Origin of the sequence: Thioalkalivibrio sp. ALE30 (genome assembly GCF_000377465.1) — a bacterium.
Lineage (GTDB): Bacteria > Pseudomonadota > Gammaproteobacteria > Ectothiorhodospirales > Ectothiorhodospiraceae > Thioalkalivibrio.
The window spans coordinates 58,953-76,504 of sequence record NZ_KB898175.1 but is presented as its reverse complement, the minus strand read 5'-3'; the positions used below and the strand labels follow the sequence as shown (position 1 = coordinate 76,504).

Here is a 17,552-nt window from a genome sequence, read left to right as displayed (position 1 = left end):
CCTCGGAGCGAGGGAAACCCCGGCCCGCACAGCGGGCCGGGGTCGCGGCAGTCGGGCGTGTTTCTTGGGTACTTCTTTGCACGAGCAAAGAAGTACCTCGCGGCGCGCTGGCGAGTCAGCGCCTGGCAGGCGGCGGACCGGAGGCACCGTAAACACAGGATGCCGAACCAGGCCCAGCCAACAATCGGCAGTATGCGGACCGAAGGCGCTGTAAACCCCAGAGGCCGAGCCAGGACCAGCCTCAACAAGGCAGGCGGCCGACCGAAGCCTTCCCGAACGAAGGCCGGTTGCGGGTCGAGCGGTTAATCGAGGCGCAGGGAGTAGTCGATCGCGTGGAGGTGCTTGGTCAGCGCACCCACGGAGATGTAGTCCACGCCGGTCGCCGCGATGGCCGCCAGGCTGTCGGGCGTGACCCCGCCGGAGGCCTCGGAGATCGCGCGGCCACGAATGAGCAGCACCGCAGTGGCCAGGTCGTCCAGCGACAACTCGTCGAGCATGATGACGTCGGCACCGGCGGCCAGGGCCTGGTCCACCTCGTCGAGGGTCTCGGTCTCCACCTCGACCCAGCGTCCGGCACCCAGGGTGCGGGCGCGCTCGACCGCGGCGGCGATGGAGCCGCATGCGGCGATGTGGTTTTCCTTGATCAGCACCGCATCCCACAGCGCCAGCCGGTGGTTGTAGCCGCCGCCGCAGCGCACCGCGTACTTCTGCCCATGCCGCAGCCCCGGAAGGGTCTTGCGGGTGTCCAGGACGCGGCTCTCGGTGCCTTCCAGGCGCGCGACCCAGCGCGCGGTCTCGCTGGCGGTTCCGGAGAGGGTCTGCAGCAGGTTCAGGGCCGCGCGTTCGGCGGCCAGGACGGCCCGGGCCGGCCCCTCGAGCGTCGCGATCACCCGGGGTTGGCCGTCCACGGTTACCCGGGCGCCCTCGGGTACCTGCCAGTCGATGCGGGTCTCCGGCGCGAGGCTGGTGAATACGCGCTCGAACCACGCCTGTCCGCAGACGATCGCGGGCTCCTTGAGCAGCAGCGTGGCGCGCGCGACGCGTTCGGCCGGGACCAGGGCGGCGGTCAGGTCGCCGTCCAGACCGTTGGGGCCCAGGTCTTCCGCGAGGGCGGCCTCGACCTCGCGCACGAGCATGGCGGCATCGGGCCGCGCCGGGCCCTGGGCGAAAGGGTCGCTGGGGCCGCCTGCGACCGGGGCCTTATCCGTCATGACGATCCGGGATCGGGCGGTGGGCCACGTAGTCGTCGCGCAGCTTCTTCACCAGGCCGGCCAGGAGGATGAGCGCGATCAGGTTAGGTGCGGCCATGGCGATGTTGGCGATATCGGAGAAGTTCCAGACCACGCCCAGCGGGATGGTGGCCCCGATCACGATCAGGATGACGAACACGATGCGGTAGGGCATGACCGCGCGCTCGCCGAACAGGAAGTAGGCCGAGCGGTCGCCGTAGTAGGACCAGGCGATCATGGTGGAGAAGGCAAACAGCATCAGACTGATACCCACCACCATGGCGCCGAACGGGCCCAGGGTGGAGCTGAAGGCGGTGGCGGTCAGGGAGGCACCCACGACGTCGTCGGCGCGGTCAATGTAGGCCCCGGTAACCACGATGGCCAGACCGGTCAGGGTGCAGACCACGATGGTATCGATAAACGGCTCGAGCATGGCCACCGAGCCCTCGCGCGGCGGATCGCCGTTCTTGGCCGCGGCATGCGCCATGGCCGAGGAGCCCAGGCCCGCCTCGTTGGAGAACATGCCGCGCGCGACGCCGTACTGGATGGCGAGGCCGATCGCGCCGCCGCCGGCGGCCCACGGATTGAGCGCAAGGTTCAGGATGGTGGCGACCGCGGCCGGGACGGCATCGATGTTGGCGACGATCACCACGAAGGCACCCAGCATGTAGATCACGGCCATGAACGGGACGATGGTCGAGGCGATCATGGCGATGCGCTTGACGCCGCCGATGATGACCAGCGCCACGAGCACGGCCATGGTCAGGCCGATGATCAGGGCCATCCAGCCCATGATGTCGTCGTCCGCGCGCAGGTCCGGCACGATGAAGGTCAGGCCGTCGACCACGGAGTTGGCCTGCACCATGTTGCCGATGCCGAACGAGGCGATCAGGGTGAAGGCGGCGAACAGGATCGCCAGCTTCTTCATCTTCAGGCCGTTGAGGAGCGTGAACATCGGCCCGCCGGCGATGCTGCCGTCCGGAGCGATCTCGCGGTAGCGCACCGCCAGGGTGGTCTCCGCGAACTTGGTCGCCATGCCGAAGAAGGCGGTGACCCACATCCAGAACAACGCCCCCGGGCCGCCCAGAGCGATGGCCGTGGCTACGCCGGCGATGTTCCCGGTCCCGATGGTGCCGGACAGCGCGGTGGAGAGCGCCTGGAACGGCGAGATCTGTCCGGTGCCGCCGGCCCGACCGTCCGACCCGCGCAGGGCACGCCAGCCCTCGCGGAAGGCCACGACCTGAACGAGACCCAGGCGGATGGTGAGATAGAGCCCCGTGCCCAGCAGGAGGATCAGGGTAATCGGGTTGCCCCAGAGAAGGCCGGCGGTGTCGCCGAGGAACTGGTCGATGGTGTCGAGCATCGGTGGGTCCTTGTAATCCGGGTGGGACGGCCGCAGTGCTGGCCGAAAACTCTACCGCGCACGGCCGTCGTTTACGATAGGTTGAGCGCACCGCGGCCATAGCCTGTGCCTGTGAAACCCGCAGGCGGCCCGGGAATCCATGGTAGAAACACCACGCCGTCAGGACGTTCAAGGATCGAGCATGAGCGAATCAAACGAGCCCGTTGTCGAATACGATCACGGCAAACCGGTCCCCCGGGTCTTCCTGATCGGGTCGCTGATCGCGCTGGCGGCCTTCATCTGGCTGGTCAGTCTGGTCTGGCCTTCGCTGGAAGAGCGGCTCGTCGGCCTGAGTACGCTGCAGATCGGCCTGCTGGCGAGCTTCGTGGCCGGGCTGATGACAGCCGTGGGCGCGCTTCCGATCTTCTTCCTGCGCCGGATCAGCCAGTCGGTAGAGGACGCGATGATGGGCTTCGGCGCCGGAGTGATGCTCTCTGCCACGGCCTTCGAGCTGGTTCTGCCGTCGGTGGAACAGGCCGAGCTGCAGTATGGCGGCGTGGGTATGGCGATTGTCGTGCTGGCGGTGGGTATGGCGCTCGGGGGCGGCGCGCTGCTCGCCTTGCACAAGTGCGTGCCGCACGAACACTTCCACATCGGCCCGCAAAGCGGGGCAGACCCCGCCAAGATCCGCCGTGTCTGGTTGTTTATCTTTGCCATCGCCCTGCACAACCTGCCCGAGGGATTGGCCGTCGGCGTAGGTTTCGGGGGCGATGACGTCCGTGACGGGATCGCGCTGGCCATCGCGATCGGTCTGCAGAACATGCCGGAGGGGCTGGTGGTGGCAATCGCCTTGCTGTCGCTGGGCTACAGCAAGTGGGCCGCATTCGGGGTGACCCTGCTGACCGGGCTGGTGCAGCCGGTCGGTGGTCTGATCGGGGCCGGCGCCATCACGCTGATGGAGTTCCTGTTGCCCTGGGGGCTCGCCTTCGCGGCCGGGGCGATGCTGTTCGTCATCAGTCACGAGATCATCCCCGAGTCGCACCGCAAGGGGCACGAGGCGCAGGCGACGGTCGGCGTGCTGGTCGGTTTCGTCGTCCTGCTGGCGATCGACCTGGCGCTGTAGGGCGCCACGCACATGCACCGTCATTCCGAGGAACCCCAGACGACGCGGCACAAAAACGCGCTGCGCGCTGAACGGCCGCAGGGCGGCCCGAAGGGCGGGCGCAGCGAGTCACCTTCGAAAGCTGGCCGCGCGTCAGCATCCGGTGGTTTCGTAAGGAGGTTGCTTCGTCGCTGCGCTCCTCGCAATGACGGTGCCCCGGTTGCGCGAAGGGGGCGCGGGTCGAGCGGTTGCTCCGGGCCGGAAAGTCGCCGCCGGGCGTCCGGGCTTTCGCGCCGGAGATATTTTGGTCTACAATTAGTTTCGTCTGCGGGTGCCCGACAATGCCCGCACACCGTTCTGGAAGAGATCTGCGATCGCGAGTCGATTGGCAGACGCCGAAGGCGCAACATCCGCCCGGAATCGCTCAGGCTACAGGACCGGAACGGTGCAGGAGACACACTCTGGAGAGCGGCCGGAAACGGCCCACCGAAGGGGGCGGTCACGCAGTCCGGAAACGGATTGACGCGACGCAAACTCTCAGGTTTCAGGACAGAGGGGCGGCTGGCAGATCATCCCTGCTGGCCGCCCCTTTTTTTATGCCCGGCGCACGGCGACCGGGCCTCGCGGTTCCACCGGCGGCTGCCGGCGAATCGACCACGAAACGGACGCAAGGCGAGAATCAGATGACGACGTTGAAGACAACTCCGCTCCATGCCGCGCATCAGCGCGCGGGGGCCAAGCTGGTCGATTTCGCCGGCTGGGAGATGCCGCTGCACTACGGCTCCCAGATGGAGGAGCACAAGCACGTGCGCCAATCCGCAGGGATGTTCGACGTCTCGCACATGCAGGTCGTGGATATCCATGGCCCGCAGGCGCAGGCCTTCCTGCGCTACCTGCTGGCGAACGACGTGGCCAAGCTCAAGACCGAGGGCCGCGCGCTGTACAGCTGCATGCTGAACGAGGCCGGAGGGGTGATCGATGACCTGATCATCTACTGGACCGGGGGCGCCAGTTACCGCGCGGTGGTCAATGCCGCCACTGCCGAGGGCGATATCGCCCACATGCAGAAGGTCGCGAAGGATTTCGATGTGAACGTCGAGCCGCGCCCGGAGTTCGCGCTGATCGCGATCCAGGGCCCGCAGGCGGTGGAGAAGACCCTGCCGCTGCTGCCGGATGACCTGCGTAGTGCCGGGGATCTCAAGCCGTTCTCCGCGGTCTGGAATGACACTTGGTTCGTCGCCCGCACCGGCTACACCGGCGAGGACGGTTTCGAGGTGATGCTGCCGGCCGAGGCCGCCGACGGTTTCTGGGAGAAGCTGAAGGCCGCCGGCGTGCACCCCATCGGTCTCGGCGCGCGCGACACCCTGCGCCTGGAGGCCGGCATGAATCTCTACGGCACGGACATGGACGACCAGACCAATCCGCTGACCGCGAACCTTGGCTGGACCATCGCGCTTAAGGATGCCGAACGCGATTTCATCGGCCGCGCGCCGATCGAGCGGTCGAAGGCCGAGGGCGTGCCGGAACGCATGGTCGGGCTGGTGCTGGACGGGCGCGGGGTGCTGCGTGGCGGCACCCGCATCGAGACCGAGGCCGGCGACGGCGTGGTCACCTCCGGCAGCTTTTCGCCCAGCCTCGGGGTGTCGGTCGCCTTCGCGCGGATCCCGGCCGGGGTCGAGGCCGAGGAGCTGCACGCGGACATCCGCGGACGCAAGCTGCCGGTGCGCGTGGTGAAGCCGGTGTTCGTCCGCAATGGCGAGCCGCAGATCGAACTGAATCGCTAACGAATTATTGCCTCATGCCGCGTGTGCCGGACTACACTGCGCAGGCGGGATCCAAACGAAAAAGGAAGACGTCATGAGCGAAGCACCGAAGGACCTGAAGTACACCAAGAGCCACGAGTGGGTGCGCAGCGAGGCCGATGGCAGCGTGACCGTGGGCATCACCGATCACGCGCAGGAACTGCTGGGTGATCTGGTGTTCGTCGAGGCCCCGGAAGCGGGCAGCAGCATCGAGGCGGGTTCGGCCTGTGCCACCGTGGAATCGGTCAAGGCCGCCTCGGATATCTATGCGCCGATCTCCGGCGAGGTGACCGAGGTGAACGAGGACCTGGCGGACAGCCCCGAGAAGGTCAACGAGTCCCCCTTCGAGGACGGCTGGCTGTTCAAGGTGAAGCCCTCCGATGCCGGTGAGCTGGACGCCCTGATGGACGCGGATGCCTATGCCGCGCACGTCGAGGCCGAATCCTGAGCGTAGCTGTGCATCATCGGTCCCGGCCGCGTCCGGCCGGGACCCAACCGAAGTTCGCCGCAATCGGCGAAAGCGAGACCTGACATGCCGTTTATCCCGCATACCGAAGAAGACATCCGCGCCATGCTCGATAGCATCGGTGCCGAATCCGTCGAGGATCTTTTCGACGAGATCCCCGCCGATCTGCGCTCGCCGCCGCTCACGGGGATCCCCGAGGGCGAGAACGAGATGGGGATTACCCGCCTGATGCAGGAGCGGGCCGCGAAGGACGGCATGCCATCGAATTTCATCGGGGCCGGTGCCTACGAGCACCACATCCCGGCCGCCGTGTGGCAGATCGCCACCCGCGGCGAGTTCTACAGCGCCTACACGCCCTACCAGGCCGAGGCCAGCCAGGGCACGCTGCAGCTGATCTACGAATACCAGACCATGATCAGCCGCCTGACCGGGATGGAGGTCTCCAACGCCTCGCTGTATGACGGCGCCTCTGCCCTGGCCGAGGCCGTGCTGATGGCGGTTCGCGTGAACCGCCGCTCCAAGGCCAAGCGCGTGCTGCTGCCGGGCGCCCTGCACCCGGACTACCGCAAGGTGGTCAGGACGCTGATCGGCAACCAGGGCATCGAGCTGGTGGAGCTGCCGTTCGACGAGAACACCGGCCAGACCCCGGTGGACGCCCTGGCGCCGTATGCCGACGAGGACGTCACCGCCATGGTGATCAGCCAGCCGAATTTCTTCGGCATCCTCGAGGACGTGGACGCCCTGACCGGCTGGGCCGAGGAGCGCGGCATCCCGGTGATCGCCGTGGTGAACCCGGTCTCGCTGGCGCTGCTGAAGCCGCCGGGCGAGTGGGGCACCAACGGCGTCGACATCGTGGTCGGCGAGGGCCAGCCACTGGGGGCGCCGCTGTCCTCCGGCGGGCCGTACTTCGGCTTCATGACCACCCTGAAGAAGCATATCCGGCAGATGCCGGGGCGGATCGTCGGCCGCGCCGAGGATGCCGACGGCAAGCCCGGCTTCGTGCTGACCCTGCAGGCGCGCGAGCAGCATATCCGCCGCTCCAAGGCGACCTCGAACATCTGCACCAACCAGGGCCTGGTGGTGACGGCCGCGACCATCCACATGTCCATGCTGGGTGACGAGGGTCTGACCCGCGTGGCCGAGGCCTGCTACGCCAACACACACGCGCTGGTGGAAAAGCTGGCGGCCAAGGGCATCAAGCCGCGCTTTACCGGCGAATACTTCCACGAAGTCGCGTTGGACTTCGGCGGCGATGCCGCCAGCCGCGTGCAGACCATGGCCGACGCTGGCGTGCTCGCGGGCTTCGAGCTGGGCCGCGACTACGCGCAGCTGGATGGCTGCGTGCTGGCCTGCGCCACCGAGACCAAGACCGAATCCGACCTCGAGCAGTACGTGACCACGTGGGAGCAGGCCGCCTGAGGCGGTCTGATTCCCCGGGTCAACGACCCCACGCGCCATACACACAACGCCGGGAGGCAACCATGGCCGAAATCAAGCTGCAAGGTAACCCGATCAACACCAACGGCGACCTGCCGCATGTGGGCTCGCCGGCCCCGGACTTCAAGCTGACCAACAAGGATCTGCAGGATGTCTCGCTGGCCGACTTCGGCGACAAGCGCAAGCTGATCTCCATCGTGCCCAGCCTGGACACGCCGGTCTGCGCCGATTCCACCAAGAAGTTCAACGAGATGGTGGCCAGCCGTCCGGATCTCGAGATCCTGATCGTCTCCGCCGATCTGCCGTTCGCGATGAGCCGCTTCTGCGCCGCCGAGAACCTCGAGCGCGTGACCGTCCTGTCGATGATGCGCGATCGCAATTTCGCCAAGGACTACGGCGTGCTGATCCAGGACGGCCCGCTGGCCGGGATCACCGCCCGCGGCGTGGTCGTGCTGGATACCGACAATCTGGTGATGCACGCCGAGCTGGTCTCCGAGATCGGCGACGAGCCGGACTACGACGCCGCGTTCGCGGCCCTGGATGACCGGGCCAACCTGAGCCCGACCCAGTAACCGGCGCGGAGAACCACTGCGCCGCCGGCGGCCGGGCCCCAGCTCGGCCGTCGTCACCCGAATATGCAAGCGAGAAACCGCTATGAGCACCACAGACGCCCATCTGATCTTCGAACGTTCCCGCGCCGGTCGCTCGGCCGTGGCCCAGGCGCCGCGCGAGCATGCCGCGACCCGCATCCCCGCGAACCTGCAGCGCAAGTCCGAGCCGGGTCTGCCGGCCGCCTCGGAACTGGACGTGGTGCGGCATTACACGCGGTTGTCGCAGAAGAACTTCTCCATCGACACCGAGTTCTACCCGCTGGGCTCGTGCACGATGAAGTACAACCCGCGCGCCTGTAACAGCCTGGCGATGCTGCCCGGATTCCTGAACCGGCATCCGCACGCCCCGGCCAGCCACAGCCAGGGCTTCCTGCAGACCATGTTCGAGCTGCAGGAGATGCTGAAGGAAGTGACCGGCATGAAGGCCGTGTCGCTGGCGCCGATGGCGGGTGCCCAGGGCGAATACACCGGCGTGGCCATGATCCGCGCCTACCACGACGCCCGCGGCGATACCGAGCGCCGCGAGATCATTGTCCCGGACGCCGCGCACGGCACCAACCCGGCCACCGCGATCATGTGCGGCTACGAGGTGCGCGAGATCCCCACCGACGAGACCGGCGACGTGAATATCGAGGCCCTGAAGGCCGCGGTGGGCCCGCAGACGGCCGGGATCATGCTGACCAATCCGTCCACCGTGGGCGTGTTCGAGCGGCGGATCTCCGAGATCGCGAAGATCGTCCATGACGCCGGCGGCCTGCTGTACTACGACGGCGCGAACCTGAACGCGATCCTTGGCAAGGTGCGCCCGGGGGACATGGGCTTCGACGTGATCCACATGAACCTGCACAAGACCTTCTCCACGCCGCATGGCGGGGGTGGTCCGGGTTCCGGTGCCGTGGGCGTCTCCGAGCGCCTGCTGCCGTTCATGCCGATCCCGCACGTGATCGAAGCGGAGCAGGGCGGTTACCGTTTTGCCGAGGAGTCCGACCGCCCGCAGAGCATCGGCCGCCTGTCCGCGTTTGCCGGTAATGCCGGCGTGCTGCTGCGCGCCTATGTGTACATGCGCATGCTGGGCCGCGAGGGCATGGTGCGGGTCTCCGAGTTTTCTACCCTGAACGCCAACTACCTGGCCCGGGAACTGGCCGCGGCCGGTTTCGATCTGGCCTATCCCAAGCGCCGCGCCACCCACGAGTTCATCGTCACGCTGAAGAAGCAGGCGAAGGAACGCGGCCTGACCGCGGGCGACGTCGCCAAGCGCCTGCTGGACCACGGTTACCACGCGCCGACGACGTACTTCCCGCTGCTGGTGCCGGAGTGCCTGCTGGTGGAGCCGACCGAGACCGAATCGAAGGAGACGCTGGACGGCTTCGTCGAGGCGATGGCCTGCATCCTGGCCGAGTCGGAGAACGACATGGAGACCATCAAGGCCGCCCCGCACACGCTGCCCAATCGACGTTTCAACGAGGTGGCCGCGGCCAAGGCGCTGGATGTGGTGTTCCAGCCCACCGACGAGGGGGGCGAAAGCGCGCCCCGGACCGGTACTCACGGCTAGGGTCGGATCCACCCCGGGCGCTTCGGCGCCCTGCTCGAGACGCCCCCGCTCGCCGGGGGCGTTCTCGTTTTGCACGGCAGTAATCGCGATTTTGTAGGGTCAAGCAGAAACCAGACTCGGCATCTGGTAGTTTCTGGATTCAGTCTACTCAAGCACTGTCAGGCCCGAGGGCAGCCGGCACCGCGAGCGTGTGTCGACCAGGTCTCCGCAAAGAGAGACCAAGACGGGCAAGGAATGCAATCCAATGAGCGAGATTTGTGGCATCCACGGCTATGCGGCGCTGTTCGAACATGCGCCGGTGGGGCTGGCCGAGATGGATACCGAGGGGCGCATCCTGCGCGCCAATCTCCGCCTTGGGGCCCTGCTGGCTTTTGATCCGGCGGATCTGGCCGGTGCCACGCTGGAAGCGCACGTCTGCCCGGACGACCGCGAGCGGGTGGAGGCTCATCGCCATGCCCTGCTGAATGGCGGGTGCGGCAACGGCAAGGTCGAGGCTCGGCTGCTGGATGCCACCGACCAGGCCCAGTGGGTGGAGTTGACGACCAGCCGCATCCCGGCCACCGAGGACAGCCCCGAGGCGCTGCTCGTGGTGGTCAACGATATCGGCACGCGCAAGGCGGCCGAGCAGCGCACCGAGACCCTCCTGCGGGCCAGCCCGGCGGTGATCTACACCATGGATCCGTCGGATCTGGGCACCATGACCTGGCTCAGCCGCAACGTGCAGACGGTGACCGGCTGGAGTCCGGAGCAGATCACGCGCGAGCCGGACTGGCTCCTCACCCATCTCGCCCCCGAGGATTACCGGCGCTGCGCAAGCCAGATCAAACGCTGGTTGGCGGAAGGCGCCCGCGGGTTCTGTCGCCTGAACTATCGCCAGCGCATGCCCGGCGGACACTGGCAGTGGCTGGAGGACCAGGTCACCGCGATCCGGGACGATCAGGGGGCGGTGGTCGAGCTGATCGGCGCCTTCCAGGACGTGGGCGCCCGGGTGGAAACCGAGCGTCACCTCGAGAAGATCGCGCAGAACCTGCCGGGGGTGATCTATCAGTACCGTCAGTCCCCGGACGGGCATGCGGCGTTCCCGTATGCCAGCGAAGGGATCGTGGATATCTACGGGGTTACGCCCGAGGCGGTGATGCGCGACGCCAGCAGTGTCTTCGAGGTGATCCATCCCGAGGACGTGGGCCGGGTGCGGGCGAGCATCGAGGCGTCCATGCGCTGCCTGGCGCCCTGGCGCCAGCGCTACCGGGTGCGTCATCCCGAGCGTGGCGAGATCTGGCTGGAAGGGCATTCCAGCCCCGAGGCCCTGGACGACGGCAGTGTGTTGTGGCACGGCGTGATCCTGGATATCTCCGAGCGGGTGCAGGCCGAGGAGGCGCTCCATCTGCGCAAGCGCGAACTGGCCGAGGCCCAGCGGATTGCCCACATCGGCAACTGGGTGTCGGACTTCGTGCGCAACGAGATTCGCTGGTCCGACGAGGTCTTCCGGATCTTCGGCCTGCGTCGCGGCCAATGGGGCGCGACGCACGAGGCCTTCATGCAGTCCGTCCATCCCGACGATCGCGACCGTATCCAGGCCGAGGTGGATGCGGCGATGGCCGGGGAGGGAACGCTCGATACCATCCATCGCGTGTTGCGCCCCGGCGGCGAGGAACGCGTGGTGCACGAGCGCGGCTACGTCGAATTCGCCGAGGACGGCCGGGCCTTGCGCATGATCGGGACGGTGCAGGACATCACCGAGCGTCACCAGCTGGAGCGCGAGCAGCGCCTGCTGGCGGCGACCTTCGACAGCAGTCAGGCGATCTTCATCACCGACGTCGAGGCGACGATCCAGCGTGTCAACACCACCTTCACCGAGCTGACCGGCTTCACCGAGGCCGATGCGCTGGGCCAGAACCCCCGGATCATGAACTCCGGCCGCCAGGATCGCAGCTTCTACGAGGAGATGTTCCGGGCCGTGCGCGAGCAGGGGCACTGGTCGGGCGAGGTATGGAACCGGCGCAAGGACGGCCGCGTCTTCCCGCTGCACGAGATCGTCACCGCGATCCGGGATGCCAACGGGGCGATCGAGTATTACGTCGCCATGTTTCACGACATCTCGCGGCAGAAGGAGCTGGAGGCGGCGCTGGAACACCAGGCCTTCTACGATCCGCTGACCGATGCGGCCAATCGCGGCCACTTCGAGGCCCTGCTGGAACAGGAGGCCCGGCGCGCCGATCGCTATGCGGACCCCTGCTCGCTGGTGATGCTGGACCTGGACCATTTCAAGCGAATCAACGACACCCATGGCCATGATGTCGGGGACGAGGTGCTCCGGCGCGTGGTCGCCACCACGAGCGATCGGCTGCGCCAGGCCGATGTGCTGGGTCGCTGGGGCGGGGAGGAGTTCATGGTCCTGCTCCCGAGCACGAAGGCCGAGGCGGCCTGTCGCCTGGCGGAGGACCTGCGGCGCCAGGTGGCCGCGCTGGAGTTGCCCCATGTGGGGTCGGTGACCATCAGTCTGGGGGTGGCCCAATGTCGCCCGGGCGAGGCGATCAAGGACTGGATCAAGCGCGCGGACGACGCGATGTACCGGGCCAAGCACTCCGGGCGGAATCAGGTGGTGCGACGCGATTGAACGACCATGGACGCCGAGCCGGAGCGGGGGACGCGCCGGCAGAATCCGGGCGTGACGGTCTGTTCGATCGCGCGGCCGTGGGGTTGCTGTATCTGGACGCGAACGGTCGCGTGCGGGCCGCCAACGCGCGCCTGGCGGACTGGCTGGGCTGTGCCCCGGAGGATCTCGAGGGACAGTCGCTGGCCGAGTGTGTCCCCGAGGACGCGCGCAAGGCCCTGCGCGATGCGCTGGCCCGCGCCGGAGCGGGCGAAGTCACCCTGGACCTGGAGCTTGCGGCCCCGGGTGATCGAGGTGTAGCGCCGATGGCCTGCACGGTCGTGCTGGCGCCCGATCCGGACGGGTGGCTGGCCACGGTGCAGCGCCGGGAGCCGGGCGACTCCGCGGCCCGGGTCTACGAGCAGACCTTTACCGCCAATACCGCGCCGAAGCTGCTGATCGATCCCGAGGACGGTGCCATCGTGGATGCCAACCCCGCCGCGGAGGCCTTTTATGGCTATTCGGTCGCGCGGCTCAAGGCGATGCATATCCACGAGATCAATACGCTGTCGGCGGCCGAGGTACGCGCCGAGATGGCCCGGGCGGCGCGCGAGGAGCGCCGGTTCTTCCGCTTCCGGCACCGCGTCTGCGGTGGCGACGTGCGCGATGTCGAGGTGTATTCGGGTCCGGTGGTGCTGGACGGCCGGCGCTACCTCTACTCGATCATCCACGATGTCTCGGAGACCCGCCGCTACGAACGCGAGCTGGAGTTCTACGGGGTGGCGTTCGGCCGGCTGCCGGTGGGCGTCTACCGCAATACACCGGGGCCGGAGGGCCGCTTCGTGCGGCTCAACCCGGCGATGGTGGAGCTGTTCGAGGCCGCGACCGAGACCGAGCTGCGATCGACGCCGGTCCGCGAGCTCTACCGGGACCCTGCCGAGCGGACGGCGCTCAGTCGCGATCTGGCGGCGTACGGGCGGGTGGTCGGACGCGAGGTGGATCTGAAGACGCTGCGGGGGCGCCCCTTCCGCGCCCGGATTACCGCCTACCGGACCGAGGATGCGGACGGTCAGTGTGTGTTCGACGGGGTGATCGAGGACATCACCGAGCTGCGCGCGGCCGAGGCGTTCCAGACGCGCCTGCTGGCAAGCCTTGCCGAAGGCGTATTCGGACTGGATCGCTATGGCCGTTACACCTTCCTGAATCCGGCGGCCTGCCGTCTGCTGGGTTTCGAACGGGAGCTGGATGCCCTGGGGCAGGAATCGCATTCGACCAACCATCACGTGCTGACAGATGGGACGCCCTACCCGCCGGAGGCCTGTCCCATCTACCGCGTCCTCGAGACGGGCAGGCCACTGGAGGCCTGGGATGATCACTTCGTGCGCACCGACGGGAGCCTGTTCCCGGTCAGTGTGTTTGCCGCACCCACATTCGACGTGTCCGGTCGGGTGGACGGCGCCGTGGTCTCGTTCCAGGACCAGACGGCCCGGCGCGAGCGCGAGGCCCACCTGCTGAAGGCGACCGGTCATCTGCCGGGTGCGATCTACCAGTACCGGCTGTATCCGGACGGTCGTCATGAATTCCCGTTTGTCAGCGAGGGTGCGCAGCGGGTGTACGGGGTTTCTCCCGATCTCATCCAGGAGGACGCGGATGCCGCCTTTGCCCGGGTCGATCCAGACGACCTTCCGCGTATCCAGGCGAGCATCGAGGAGTCGGCGCGCACCATGGGCCCCTGGCAGGTCCGTTATCGCGTACGTCATCCACTGCGCGGGACGCTCTGGGTCGAGGGTCGCGCGACCCCGGAGGCACCGCGCCCGGATGGCAGCATCGTCTGGCACGGGGTGATGATCGACATCTCCGAGCAGGTAGCTATGGAGGACGCCCTGCGCGCGCGGGGCGAGGAGCTTGCCGCGGCACAGCGCATCGCGCACATGGGGAGCTGGGTCTGGGACATCGCGGCCGATCGCACACACTGGTCGGACGAGGTCTACCGTCTCTTCAGTCTGCGCAAGGAAGATCAGGAGGCGAACTACGCGGGATTCCTGCAGGCCGTGCACCCGGACGACCGCGATCGCGTGGCCGCGACGGTCGAGGCCTCGCTGGAGAGTGGTGAGTACGACATCCATTTCCGGATCGTGCGCCCCGACGGGCGCGAGCGCGTAGTCCATGCACGCGGATCGACGCAACACGATGCAGGGGGCAAACCCTGTCGCATGATGGGGACCGTGCAGGACGTGACGGAACGCCACGCGTTGGAGGAGAACCTGCGCCGGCTGGTCGGCATCCTGGAGTCCACTCCGGACGTGGTCGCGATGCACGGCCCGGCCGGCAACATGCTGTTCCTGAATGGTGCCGGGCGGCGTCTGTTCGGCCTGCCCCTGTCCTCCGGGGAGCCCTGGGATCCCGAAGGCGGCTGGAACAGCCGCGATCTGCCGGCCGAAACGGGCTCTCTGGAGACCGCGATTCGGCGGTTCCACCCGCCCTGGGCGGCCGACCAGATCCTCCAGGAGGCCGCACCCGTCGCGATGCGGGACGGGGTCTGGGAAGGGGAGACCGCGATACTCGACGCCCAGGGTCGGGAGGTGCCAGTGTCGCAGGTGATTGTCGTACGCCGCGATGGCCACGGGGATGTGCGACAGATCTCCACCATCCTGCGCGACATCTCGCAGCGCAAGGCGGTCGAAGAGGCCCTGCGCGAGAGTGAGCAGCGATTCCGCCAGCTGGCCGGCTCGGTCAACGAGGTCTTCTGGCTCCAGGACGCGGACTCCATCCTGTACGTGAACCCGGCCTACGAGCGGGTCTGGGGCTACAGTCGTGAACATCTGTTGCGCGATCCGGCGGCGATGCTGGAGGCGGTGCACCCGGAGGACCGGGCACGGGTGGAATCCGTTTTTCTGGCGCAGCCACTGTGGAATGCCCGGACCGACGAGACTTTCCGGATCCGGCGGCCGGATGGGGAGCAACGCTGGGTGCGCGTCCACCGCTATCCGGTGACGGATCCGGAGGGTCACGTTACCCGAGTCGCGGGCACCGCCGTCGATATCACCGAACTTAAGACCACGCAGATGGAGCTGGAGCGCAATCAGGCTGAATTGGAGCGTCAGGCGTTTTACGACCGTCTGACCGGTGTCGCCAACCGGCGGTACTTCGAAAGCCTGCTGGACCGCGAACTCCGGCGTGCCGAACGCTATGGACAGGCCTTTTCCCTAGTGATGTTCGATCTTGATCATTTCAAGGCCGTCAACGATACCTATGGCCATGCCACCGGGGATGTCGTGTTGCAGGACGTCACCCGGGTGGCGGGCGAGCGTCTGCGCGCTTCGGACGTGCTGGGGCGCTGGGGCGGCGAGGAATTCATGGTCCTGCTGCCGGGGGACGACGCGGAGGCGGGTGCACGGGTCGCCGAATCGATCCGCGCACGCGTGGCCCAATATGCCTTCCCGGAGGTGGGCCGCGTGACCATCAGCCTCGGGGTGGCGGCCTTCACCTTTGGCGAACCGCGCAGTGACCTGTTGCGCCGGGTCGACGAGGCGCTTTACCGGGCAAAGCGCGAGGGTCGCAACCGGGTGGCGATCGCGGACCCGCCGGCAGGTTCGGTCGTCCGGACCGGGGACGAACCCGATGGCGCATAGCGGGCGTCGCGGCCTGAGTCGGGTGTGGCACGCGTTCGGGTATTCCTGGCGCGGGCTGCGCGAGGCATTCCGTCACGAGGCCGCCTTTCGCCAGGAGCTGGCGCTGGCGGTCGTGCTCCTGCCCCTGGCGATGGTGCTGGGGCAGGATGGCGTCGAACGCGCATTGCTGGCGGGCAGCGTGCTGCTGATCCTGGTGGTGGAACTGCTGAACTCGGCGGTGGAGGCGGCGATCGACCGCTTCGGCGACGGGCATCACCCGTTGTCGGCGCGGGCCAAGGATATTGCTTCGGCCGCCGTGCTGGTCAGCTTCCTGCTGGCGGCACTGGTCTGGGGCCTGGTCCTGCTCTGATCGTCGGGGCATCCGCGCCGCTGGCCTGGCTCATCCCGGCCGTAGCGAAGTGTAGAGCCGGGATCTCTGGCGCAGGAGGTACTACGAGGCGCGAGGCTCCGGGGTCACCGCTGCGCGGTGCCCGGGATGGCGGACGCGGGGCGTGTGGCGATCAGCGAGCGTCCGCCGCCATGCAGTCGGTGAAGCCGTCGGCCAGGCCCTGCATCAGGTCGAACCAGGCATCCGGGCCCGGCTCCAGTTCCGCCCCGATGGGGTCGAGCATGCCGAGGTGGGTGTCCGTACCCTCGACCACGGTCTCGGCGAGGGCCGGGCGGAACTGGGGTTCAGTGAACAGGCAGGTGACATCGCCCTCGGCCAGGCGCGTGCGCAGTTCGGACAGTCGGCGCGCCCCGGGCATGCGCGACGGGTCGACGCTGATGGAGCCGGCCGCGTTCAGGCCGTAGTGCCGCTCGAAGTACTGGTAGGCGTCGTGGAACACCATGAAGCGCTGGTCGCGCACCGGCGCCAGTTGTTCGGCGATCCCGGCATCCAGGTCTTTGATGCGCTGGAGCGAGCGATCCCGGTTGTCGCGGATGGTGGCGGCCTGGTCCGGGTCGTGTTCCGCGAGGCGGTCGGCCAGTTGTTCGACGACGGCCGTCGCCACAGCCGGCGACAGCCACAGGTGGCTGTCGACACCGCCGTGCGCGTGCCCGTGCCCGTGCCCGTGGTCGTGGTCATGCTCGCCGTGCCCGTGCCCGTGCCCGTGCCCGTGCCCGTGCCCGTGCCCGTGCCCGTGCCCGTGCCCGTGGTCGTCCGACCCGTGTGCATCGGGGGCATGCTCGTCATGGGTGTGTCCGTGGTCCCCGTGCTCGTGGTCCCCGTGTTCGTGGTCAGCGTGGTCGTGTTCATGCCTGTCGAGCGCTTCGTGGTGATCGCCGCGCGCGTCATGTCCGTGGTCGCCATGGTCGTGATGACCTTCCCATACGCCGCCGCTACGGCCTTCCAGCAGGTCCAGGTCGAGGTCGTGCATCAGGCTGATCACGGTAGCGCGGTCGGAGATCCCGCGCAGCGGCCGCTCGAGGAAGCCTTCCAGCTCCGGGCCGACCCAGATGACCACGTCGGCCTGTTGCAGGCGGCGCGCCTCGGAAGGCCGCATCGCGTAGCCGTGGGGCGATGCGCTGGCCGGGACGAGCAGTTCGACCTCGTGGGTATCGCCGGCCAGTGCGGCAACCAGACTGTGGACGGGTAGAATCGAAGTGACAATGCGCGGCGCGTCCGCCTGAGCGGGAACGGTCAGCCCCGGCAGCAACGCCAGGGCCAGCAGCAGGGCGGGGAAGATCGGACGGCGAAAGGCGGAACGCATGGGCGGATTCTCCATCGGGGCTATCAACGTTATACTATACCAACATGATCCGAAAAAGCCCTTCCCAGCCCGCTGCAGCGGAAATCGACGCATCG

General features: G+C 67.7%; 12 protein-coding genes and 2 riboswitches. Of the genes, 9 read left to right on the top strand and 3 right to left on the bottom strand.

Annotated features, from left to right (window positions below):
• Nucleotides 1–302 precede the first annotated feature (302 nt).
• Together nadC and D107_RS0111545 are read right to left on the bottom strand one after the other, a co-directional pair.
• Nucleotides 303–1,211 carry a carboxylating nicotinate-nucleotide diphosphorylase gene (gene nadC, locus D107_RS0111550; RefSeq protein WP_018881527.1) on the bottom strand — a complete coding sequence of 303 codons (909 nt, stop codon included), beginning with the start codon at nt 1,209–1,211 and terminating at the stop codon, nt 303–305.
• The gene (locus D107_RS0111545) at nt 1,201–2,592 is read right to left on the bottom strand and encodes a sodium:alanine symporter family protein (RefSeq protein WP_018875834.1); all 1,392 of its coding nucleotides are present in this window, start codon (nt 2,590–2,592) and stop codon (nt 1,201–1,203) included. Before D107_RS0111545 ends, nadC begins: the two co-directional genes overlap by 11 nt.
• Nucleotides 2,593–2,773: 181 nt before the next feature.
• Between D107_RS0111545 and D107_RS0111540 the strand changes: the two genes are divergently transcribed.
• From D107_RS0111540 to D107_RS0111500, 9 genes are all read left to right on the top strand, one after another.
• Nucleotides 2,774–3,694, top strand: coding sequence for a ZIP family metal transporter (locus D107_RS0111540; protein ID WP_018878836.1), 921 nt, complete (start codon nt 2,774–2,776; stop codon nt 3,692–3,694).
• A gap of 327 nt (nt 3,695–4,021) precedes the next feature.
• Nucleotides 4,022–4,123, top strand: a riboswitch (glycine riboswitch).
• A gap of 1 nt (nt 4,124) precedes the next feature.
• A riboswitch (glycine riboswitch) is annotated at nt 4,125–4,236 on the top strand.
• A 120-nt stretch (nt 4,237–4,356) separates the two neighbouring features.
• Nucleotides 4,357–5,457: a glycine cleavage system aminomethyltransferase GcvT gene (gcvT, locus tag D107_RS0111535; protein ID WP_018881526.1), complete on the top strand. Its 1,101-nt coding sequence runs from the start codon at nt 4,357–4,359 to the stop codon at nt 5,455–5,457.
• Nucleotides 5,458–5,530: 73 nt separating this feature from the next.
• The gene (gene gcvH / locus D107_RS0111530) at nt 5,531–5,923 is read left to right on the top strand and encodes a glycine cleavage system protein GcvH (RefSeq protein ID WP_018867861.1); all 393 of its coding nucleotides are present in this window, start codon (nt 5,531–5,533) and stop codon (nt 5,921–5,923) included.
• Nucleotides 5,924–6,007: 84 nt separating this feature from the next.
• Nucleotides 6,008–7,360: an aminomethyl-transferring glycine dehydrogenase subunit GcvPA gene (gene gcvPA, locus D107_RS0111525; protein ID WP_018881525.1), complete on the top strand. Its 1,353-nt coding sequence runs from the start codon at nt 6,008–6,010 to the stop codon at nt 7,358–7,360.
• Nucleotides 7,361–7,422: 62 nt separating this feature from the next.
• The gene (gene tpx, locus D107_RS0111520) at nt 7,423–7,950 is read left to right on the top strand and encodes a thiol peroxidase (protein WP_018867859.1); all 528 of its coding nucleotides are present in this window, start codon (nt 7,423–7,425) and stop codon (nt 7,948–7,950) included.
• Between the two features lie 82 nt (nt 7,951–8,032).
• A complete protein-coding gene (gene gcvPB / locus D107_RS0111515; RefSeq protein ID WP_018881524.1) occupies nt 8,033–9,541 on the top strand; it encodes an aminomethyl-transferring glycine dehydrogenase subunit GcvPB in 1,509 nt (502 codons plus the stop codon).
• 244 nt (nt 9,542–9,785) lie between these two features.
• On the top strand, nt 9,786–12,158 hold the full coding sequence (locus D107_RS0111510) for a PAS domain-containing protein (protein WP_018881523.1): 2,373 nt from the start codon (nt 9,786–9,788) through the stop codon (nt 12,156–12,158).
• A complete protein-coding gene (locus D107_RS0111505) occupies nt 12,155–15,766 on the top strand; it encodes a PAS domain S-box protein (RefSeq protein WP_018881522.1) in 3,612 nt (1,203 codons plus the stop codon). The genes D107_RS0111510 and D107_RS0111505 overlap by 4 nt, the downstream gene beginning before the upstream one ends.
• On the top strand, nt 15,756–16,115 hold the full coding sequence (locus D107_RS0111500) for a diacylglycerol kinase (RefSeq protein ID WP_028484892.1): 360 nt from the start codon (nt 15,756–15,758) through the stop codon (nt 16,113–16,115). Before D107_RS0111505 ends, D107_RS0111500 begins: the two co-directional genes overlap by 11 nt.
• Nucleotides 16,116–16,266: 151 nt before the next feature.
• Here the strand turns inward: D107_RS0111500 and znuA are convergent, their stop codons facing one another.
• On the bottom strand, nt 16,267–17,457 hold the full coding sequence (znuA, locus tag D107_RS0111495; protein ID WP_018881521.1) for a zinc ABC transporter substrate-binding protein ZnuA: 1,191 nt from the start codon (nt 17,455–17,457) through the stop codon (nt 16,267–16,269).
• Between the last annotated feature and the right edge of the window lie 95 nt (nt 17,458–17,552).